The sequence below is a fragment of the Paenibacillus piri genome, assembly GCF_004354045.1.
Taxonomy (GTDB): domain Bacteria; phylum Bacillota; class Bacilli; order Paenibacillales; family NBRC-103111; genus Paenibacillus_S; species Paenibacillus_S piri.
On the sequence record NZ_SMRT01000031.1, the window covers coordinates 44,854 to 51,894 of the forward strand.

Consider the following 7,041-nt stretch of genomic DNA (forward strand, 5'->3'; position numbering starts at 1 on the left):
AAGTCAACGGCAGCAACGGCGACCACGGTAGTAGGCTTTCCAGGCTTTTAGCATGGACTACATCACTCACTTCCATTTTGCGTAATATTCACTCAATGTTCGAACTTCTGAAGCAATGAGAGATTGTTTTTGCAAGCACATAACCGCATTAACCGTATCTAAGTGGGTAAACACCGGTATATTGAAGCGCGTTGCTTGCTCACGAATATAAAAACCAAATTTAACCTTATTTCGTCCCTGATTCGGTATATTGATCACAGCACTCATTTTCTGAAAGCGGATAAGGTCACTAACATCCTGATAATCCTTCACTACTTTATCAACGAATACTCCATTTTCTTGAAAAAACAACGCCGTTCCTTCTGTTGCCGCAATCTTAACTTGTTTTTCCTTAAGCTTTTGAATGATTGGTAGACTAGCTGGCTTTTCCCGATCAGATATGGCGCAAAAAATATATTTCTCGCCATCTAACGATTTTAAAGGCGGCAATGCCTTATTTAAAGCCTCTTGAAAAGTAACCCCTAATCCTAACACTTCACCAGTTGATTTCATTTCGGGTCCAAGCACATGGTCGACTCCCTTTAGCTTGCTTGAAGAAAACACTGGTGTTTTCACTGAGAAATATCGGGGCTCAGCCAATAGACCTTGTTCCGAACAAAGATCATCTAAAGTCTTCCCTAATTGCACCTTTGTTGCCCACTCAACCATCGGGATTCCTGTCACTTTACTAATAATTGGCACCGTTCTCGATGAACGTGGGTTCACCTCAAGAACATAAACCTGGTTCTCAAAAATAACAAATTGGATATTCATAATGCCAACTATTGGTGAAGTCTTTGCAATCCTGCTTGCATAATCAATTAATGTTTCTTTTAAGGCCACAGATAATGAAATAGGCGGAAAAATTGAAATGCTATCTCCAGAGTGAACTCCAGCTTTTTCAATATGCTCAAAAATTCCTGGCACAACGATCTTTTCACCATCACTAACCACATCAATCTCACATTCTAATCCTGGCAAAAATCGGTCTACTAATAACGGCCACATTGTTTCCTGCGAGTTTTCCTCTAACTGATCTATATAGTGCCTTAATTCTTCTTCGTTAAAAATAGTAAACATCGATTGCCCGCCAATAACATAGGACGGACGTACTAATACCGGATAGCCCAGTATAGATGCAGCTTCTACTAATTCCTCCGAATGGGAAACCGTTTTACCCTCAATATGAGGGATGTTTAGATTTTCAAGGAACTGGTAAAATTCTTTGCGGTCTTCAAGGCAATTAACATTTTCAACTGATGTGCCTAAAATCTTCACGCCTTCTTCTTCCAAAGCATGTGCTAGATTAATAGCTGTTTGCCCGCCAAATTGTATTAACACACCCTCGACATTCTCTTTTTCAATCACATGGAGAACATCTTCGGCAGCAAGAGGTTCAAAATAAAGGCGGTCTGCAACTGAATAGTCGGTACTAACGGTCTCAGGGTTATTATTGATAACAACGGCCTCATACCCCATTTTCTTAATCGTTTTTGCCGCATGGACCGAGCAGTAATCAAATTCAATCCCCTGACCAATTCGAATCGGGCCAGAGCCAATAACAAGTATCTTTTTCCTACTGGTAATCTCAACCTCGTCATACCCATGCCAGGTAGAATAGTAGTATGGAGTTACCGAATCAAATTCTGCCGAACAAGTATCAACCATCTTAAAGCCCGGTTTCCAGTTGAGTTCTTTCCATTTTCGTCTTATTTGTTTTTCAGGGATACTATAAATTTGTGAAATCAGCTTGTCGGAAATATTTTTTCGCTTCGCTTTTTTAAGCAGTGAAACAGGAACTTCATCCCAAATATAAGAAGATAACTCCTCTTCTATCTCGACGATCGAGTGAATTTTGTGTAAAAACCATGGATCAATCTGTGTTAATTGCTGAATTTTTTCAAAAGAAATTCCTCTTCTAAAGCCTTCCGCAATGACATATAGCCGCTGATCATTCACCTTTTCAAGAAGTTCAAACAAGGTTTCCGTATCCAGTGATTTATTTACCACTGTACAAAGTCCATAATTATTCATTTCCATCGAGCGAATTGCCTTGTTTAATGCACCTTCAAATGTTCGGTCAATGGCCATTACTTCTCCAGTTGCTTTCATTTGCGTCCCTAATGTTCGATCAGCCTCTGGAAATTTATCAAAAGGAAAACGCGGTAGTTTCACCACAATATAATCAATCGCAGGCTCAAAAGAAGCAAATGTATTACCTGTTATTGGATTCACAATCTCATCCAAATGATAACCAATTGAACACTTTGCAGCCATCCGGGCTATCGGGTATCCTGTTGCTTTTGATGCTAGCGCCGATGAACGGCTAACCCTTGGATTTACCTCTATGATGCAATACTGATTTGAAACTGGATTAAGAGCGAACTGGATGTTGCAGCCGCCAATTATTCCCAATTCCCTGATTACTTTAATAGATGAATCACGAAGCATCTGGTATTGAACATCTGTCAATGTTTGCGATGGGGCAACAACAATCGAATCGCCAGTATGAACGCCAACCGGGTCCATATTTTCCATGTTGCAAACAATAATGCATGTGTCATTTGCATCTCTTATGACTTCATATTCAATTTCCTTCCAACCTTTAATACTTCTCTCTACTAAAACCTGATGAATCGGGCTTGCTGCTAACCCTTTTTTCAGTATGATTTCAAGTTCCTCATCGTTGTAAGCAAATCCGCCCCCATCGCCTCCAAGGGTGTAAGCTGGACGGATAATGACAGGATAGCCAATTTCTTTGACAAATTCGACGCCTTCCTCGTAACTATGGATAATCTTTGACTCCGGGATAGGCTCACTAATTTTTATCATTAAATTGCGGAACTTTTCTCGGTCCTCTCCATTTTTGATCGATTCCACCGACGTTCCAAGCACCACTACATTGTCCTTTTGCAAAATGTTCTGTTCGTAAAGCTGAACAGTTAAATTCAGACCAGTTTGCCCACCCAATGTTCCAATAATTCCGTTCGGGCTTTCCTTCTTAATGATTTTTTCTATTGTTTCAACTGTGAGGGGTTCAATATATACTTTATCGGCAACGGTTTCATCAGTCATGATCGTGGCAGGGTTATTATTGATTAATATAATCTCAATTCCCTCTTCTTTAAGGGCAATACAGGCTTGCGTTCCTGCATAATCAAATTCCGCCGCCTGCCCAATGACAATCGGGCCTGATCCGATCACGAGTACCTTTTTCAGATTTTTATTTAGCGGCATAACGTGTCTCTCCAAATGAAGTAATCTCGCTCACAAATTCTGTTAAGAGATGAGCTGTATCGTTCGGACCCGGGTGGCCTTCTGGATGAAATTGTACTGTCTGGATCGGAAAGTTATGATGCTTTAATCCTTCAATGGATTGATCATTGACATTGCGGTATGTTACATCAAAGGTATTCTTGTCAATACTTTCGTCAACAACAACATATCCATGATTTTGAGCGGTAATTTTCACCTTGCCTGTAGTTAATTCCTTTACGGGATGATTGGCACCGCGATGTCCGTAAGCAAGTTTTTCCGTTTTTGCCCCATAAGCAAGGGCAATTAACTGATGGCCAAGACAAATCCCAAGTGTTGGACAGTGCTGGCTAATCTTTTTAATTTGTGGAAACCACTGTTTTAATTCCATCGGGTCTCCAGGTCCATTGCTAAACAGGATACCATCAGGATTCAAAGCATTTATTTTTTCAAAAGGAGTATTGTATGGAACAATTGTAACCGAACAATTTTCTGCTAAAAGAGCGTTAAGTATCGATTTTTTATATCCAAAATCCATTAAAACCACATGTGGACCGTTATTTTTGAAAAACTGGATTTTTTTCGTAGATACTTTTTCAACCCATGATGGAGTTTTTTTCTCTTCTGGAAAATTCTGTTTCCCAACCTTGGAATCGCTTAAAAACCCTTTTACTGTACCACGACTGCGTATGGTTTTAACTAAAGAACGTGTATCCACTCCAGCAATTCCAGGAACTCCACCCTGCTTTAGTTTTTCAGAAAACTTATTTATCGATTGATAATGGCTCGGGGTTTCACATAAATCGCCAATAATTACTCCTTCTAATGCTGGAGTGATGCTTTCATCATCCATCGCATTGATTCCGTAATTTCCGATTATGGGATAGCAAAAGGTAACAATTTGCCCGGCATACGAAGGGTCTGTGATGATTTCTTGATATCCTGTCATACTCGTATTAAAAACGACTTCTCCAAACGAATCCTTCATTTCACCAATAAGTACACCTTCAAACACTTCGCCAGTTTCCAAAGTAAGATATCCTTTATCCAAAACACTCACTCGCTTTCTCTCATAAAATGACCTCGGAAGACTTTCCAGTAACACTGCCTCCGCACTTAATAACTAGGTACCTCATATTGCCTTTAAGTACGGTAGGATGCGTTGATTTTTACATAATCGTAGGTTAAATCGCATCCCCATGCGGTTGCATTGTATTCTCCTTGATTAAGTTCAACAAGTATTTTAATTGTCTCTAGCTCTAAATATTTTTTTACGTCCGCTTCCACAATCGGACAAGGCAAGCCGTTTTCAAATACAGGGAATGCCCCGATCGAAACCTTTAATGTATTGGGTTCAATCGGTACCCCACTATAACCTATCGCTGAAACGATTCTGCCCCAGTTCGGGTCAGTTCCGTAAATAGCAGTTTTTACGAGATTAGAAGAAATTATCGCTTTGCCAACTGCTCTTGCAGCATTGGTGCTGAATGCTCCGCCCACTTGAACCTCAATCAGCTTTGTTGCCCCTTCGCCGTCTTTAGCAATTTTTTTGGCAAGTGACTCACAGACAACCTTTAATCCATTCATAAACAAATCCCAATCAGGATGTTCTTTTGTTAGCTGATTGTTATCTGCGATTCCATTTGCCATCAACAAGACCATGTCGTTTGTACTTGTATCTCCATCGACGGTAATCATATTGAATGTTTGGTTGGTTACTTCTTTAAGAGCATAAAGTAAATCCTCGTGTGCAATATTGGCATCTGTTGTAACAAAACCAAGCATAGTCGCCATGTTTGGATGAATCATCCCCGAGCCCTTAGCGGCTCCACCAATGCTAACGATTTTTCCGTCAATTGTTATTTGGACCGCAATTTGTTTGATGCAAGTATCGGTCGTTAAAATTGCTTGCTTGAAGTTTGCTTCATCTTCATGCTCTTCATGAAGGATTTGTTTAATCCCTGCTTTCAATCGGTCCATCGGCAAAAGTTCACCAATGACTCCTGTTGAGGTAACTGCTACGAGGTGTTCCTTAATACCAAGCTCGTTGGCGAATTCTTTTTGTATTTCAAATGCATCGATCAATCCTTGCTCCCCTGTGCAAGCATTGGCATTACCAGAATTCACAAGTATCGCTTGAATCATATTTTCTTTAGCAATGCTTTCTTGTGTCACTAATAGTGGAGCTGCTTGAAAAATGTTCGTTGTATACACGCCAGCGACAGTCGCGGGAACATCAGAAACAATATAACCTAAATCCAGCTTTTTTCTTTTTAAACCGCAATGCATGCCACCAGCTCTATACCCCGCAGGCAATGCTATACTTTCTTCCTCAAAAATAACTACTTCATTTTTTGAAAATGTTGGCATCAACCGAGATTCCCCCTTTAAAGTTCCATTGTTCGTATTTATACGCTAGTTAACTAGCAATTTATGGATGATTTTCGTAATCACATAATCCCTCTTGTCATCGGCACTAAATGTGTCGTAAAGGTAATGGTGATTGGACTGCCAGCTTCATCTTGAATTACCTTCTCAATTTCTGGAATATGCTGGTGTGACAGTATTCGTCGGTCGACTTTAGCTGAAAGGGTGCCCATGAATCAATCTGATCAGTTCAATCGATCCGTAACCTGTATGAATTATTATACTTATAAATTAATAATTATCCAATAATACAATTACCTAATTTTCTGTTTACATTTAGATTATCGTTTGAAAACGCTTATATAAAATTGTGGAATTATACAAACTTTATGCACAATTAAGAGTAATAAAGACAGAAAACCTCCTCATCATGTTTCCTGTTTTTTGTAGCACACTCTTCATTAATTTTATAAGTGAATCAATTAATTGGAAACCTTGCTGGACTTGACTTATTGCCCACAATGACGCCGACAATCGAACGTTTGAGAAGTAGCTTTGCTCGGTTGGCCCATTGCCATTGCATTTCACCTGATCTAGGTTTTGTAATCTAGTTTCTACTGAGGAAAATCCGGCATTTCGTTGACCGTTCATCAATTAAAATATTGGTTATACAAGGCACAGAAGCAGGGACGAAACGAGGCCTCTGCTCCTTCCTTCCTTCCGCCCCGTAACCATCACCCATCCATCTGCGGAAAATCAGCCGCTTTAGGTCTATATCGGGCCTGCTCGAATTTCGGTTCATTCCGGATTTGAGCCGCAGCTACTGCGCAATGTCGTCGCTGCCCTCACTCTCCTATGCTGAACTTCAATGCTGCCTCTCAAGTCTACTTCGCCTGTGAAGTGGTATGAGGAACAGTTTCGGCTCGCGCAGCAAAAGAGCTTCGGCGCCTCCAGCGAGAAGACACATCCAGACCAGTTGGAACTGAATCTGTTTAACGAAGCCTAGGTGCTAGCTGAAACTGAAGCGGCACAGGAAAAAGAGCAGATCGCTTACGAACGTCAAAAAGCCGGCGGCAAACGTGGAGGCCACTGAAGAACTTACGTTTTTCGGTTCCGTCGATCTACCCAAAGTGCAAAGAAGACATCCAGTCCAACTCTTGGGGCGGATGTCTTCTGTTTTTCATCAGAATGGTTACAGTAGGTCGTTACCCGTCAGTCTGTTAACTTTAATATTCGCTTTAGATTTACCGCGAATATCGCCATAGCTCCTTGCATCTGCATGCCAAGCAGACCCGAGGATGTGGCGACATCATACCCGTGCCTATGTTTGAGTTCGCTATTCTTCGCTTCGATCTTGTAGCGTTCCTTTGATTTGGTTTT

At 40.7% G+C, this 7,041-nt stretch carries 4 protein-coding genes and 2 pseudogenes; 1 reads left to right on the forward strand and 5 read right to left on the reverse strand.

The genetic code is table 11. The annotated features are described in order from the left end of the window. Nucleotides 1-66: 66 nt before the first annotated feature. From carB to argC, 4 genes and pseudogenes are all read right to left on the reverse strand, one after another. A complete protein-coding gene (gene carB / locus E1757_RS33685) occupies nucleotides 67-3,276 on the reverse strand; it encodes a carbamoyl-phosphate synthase (glutamine-hydrolyzing) large subunit (protein WP_133236541.1) in 3,210 nt (1,069 codons plus the stop codon). Next, entirely contained in the window at nucleotides 3,263-4,345 is a 1,083-nt protein-coding gene (locus tag E1757_RS33690; protein ID WP_133236553.1) for a carbamoyl phosphate synthase small subunit, read from the reverse strand. The genes carB and E1757_RS33690 overlap by 14 nt, the downstream gene beginning before the upstream one ends. Before the next feature lie 92 nt (nucleotides 4,346-4,437). Continuing rightward, entirely contained in the window at nucleotides 4,438-5,664 is a 1,227-nt protein-coding gene (gene argJ / locus E1757_RS33695; RefSeq protein ID WP_133236555.1) for a bifunctional glutamate N-acetyltransferase/amino-acid acetyltransferase ArgJ, read from the reverse strand. An 83-nt stretch (nucleotides 5,665-5,747) separates the two neighbouring features. Next, nucleotides 5,748-5,864 (reverse strand): annotated as a pseudogene (gene argC / locus E1757_RS37385) (N-acetyl-gamma-glutamyl-phosphate reductase); the annotation flags it as partial. Nucleotides 5,865-6,556: 692 nt separating this feature from the next. On the opposite strand from argC, the pseudogene E1757_RS33700 reads away from it, so the two are divergent. Then, nucleotides 6,557-6,664 (forward strand): annotated as a pseudogene (locus E1757_RS33700) (transposase domain-containing protein); the annotation flags it as partial. A 209-nt stretch (nucleotides 6,665-6,873) separates the two neighbouring features. Here the strand turns inward: E1757_RS33700 and E1757_RS33705 are convergent. Beyond that, a partial coding sequence (locus E1757_RS33705) for a transposase (protein WP_342774630.1) occupies nucleotides 6,874-7,041 on the reverse strand: 168 nt, incomplete at its 5' end.

Coding starts and splice junctions, on each gene's coding strand:
- argJ (WP_133236555.1), bottom strand. CDS start 5,664: ATGCCAACATTTTCAAAAAATGAAGTAGTTATTTTTGAGGAAGAAAGT.
- carB (WP_133236541.1), bottom strand. CDS start 3,276: ATGCCGCTAAATAAAAATCTGAAAAAGGTACTCGTGATCGGATCAGGC.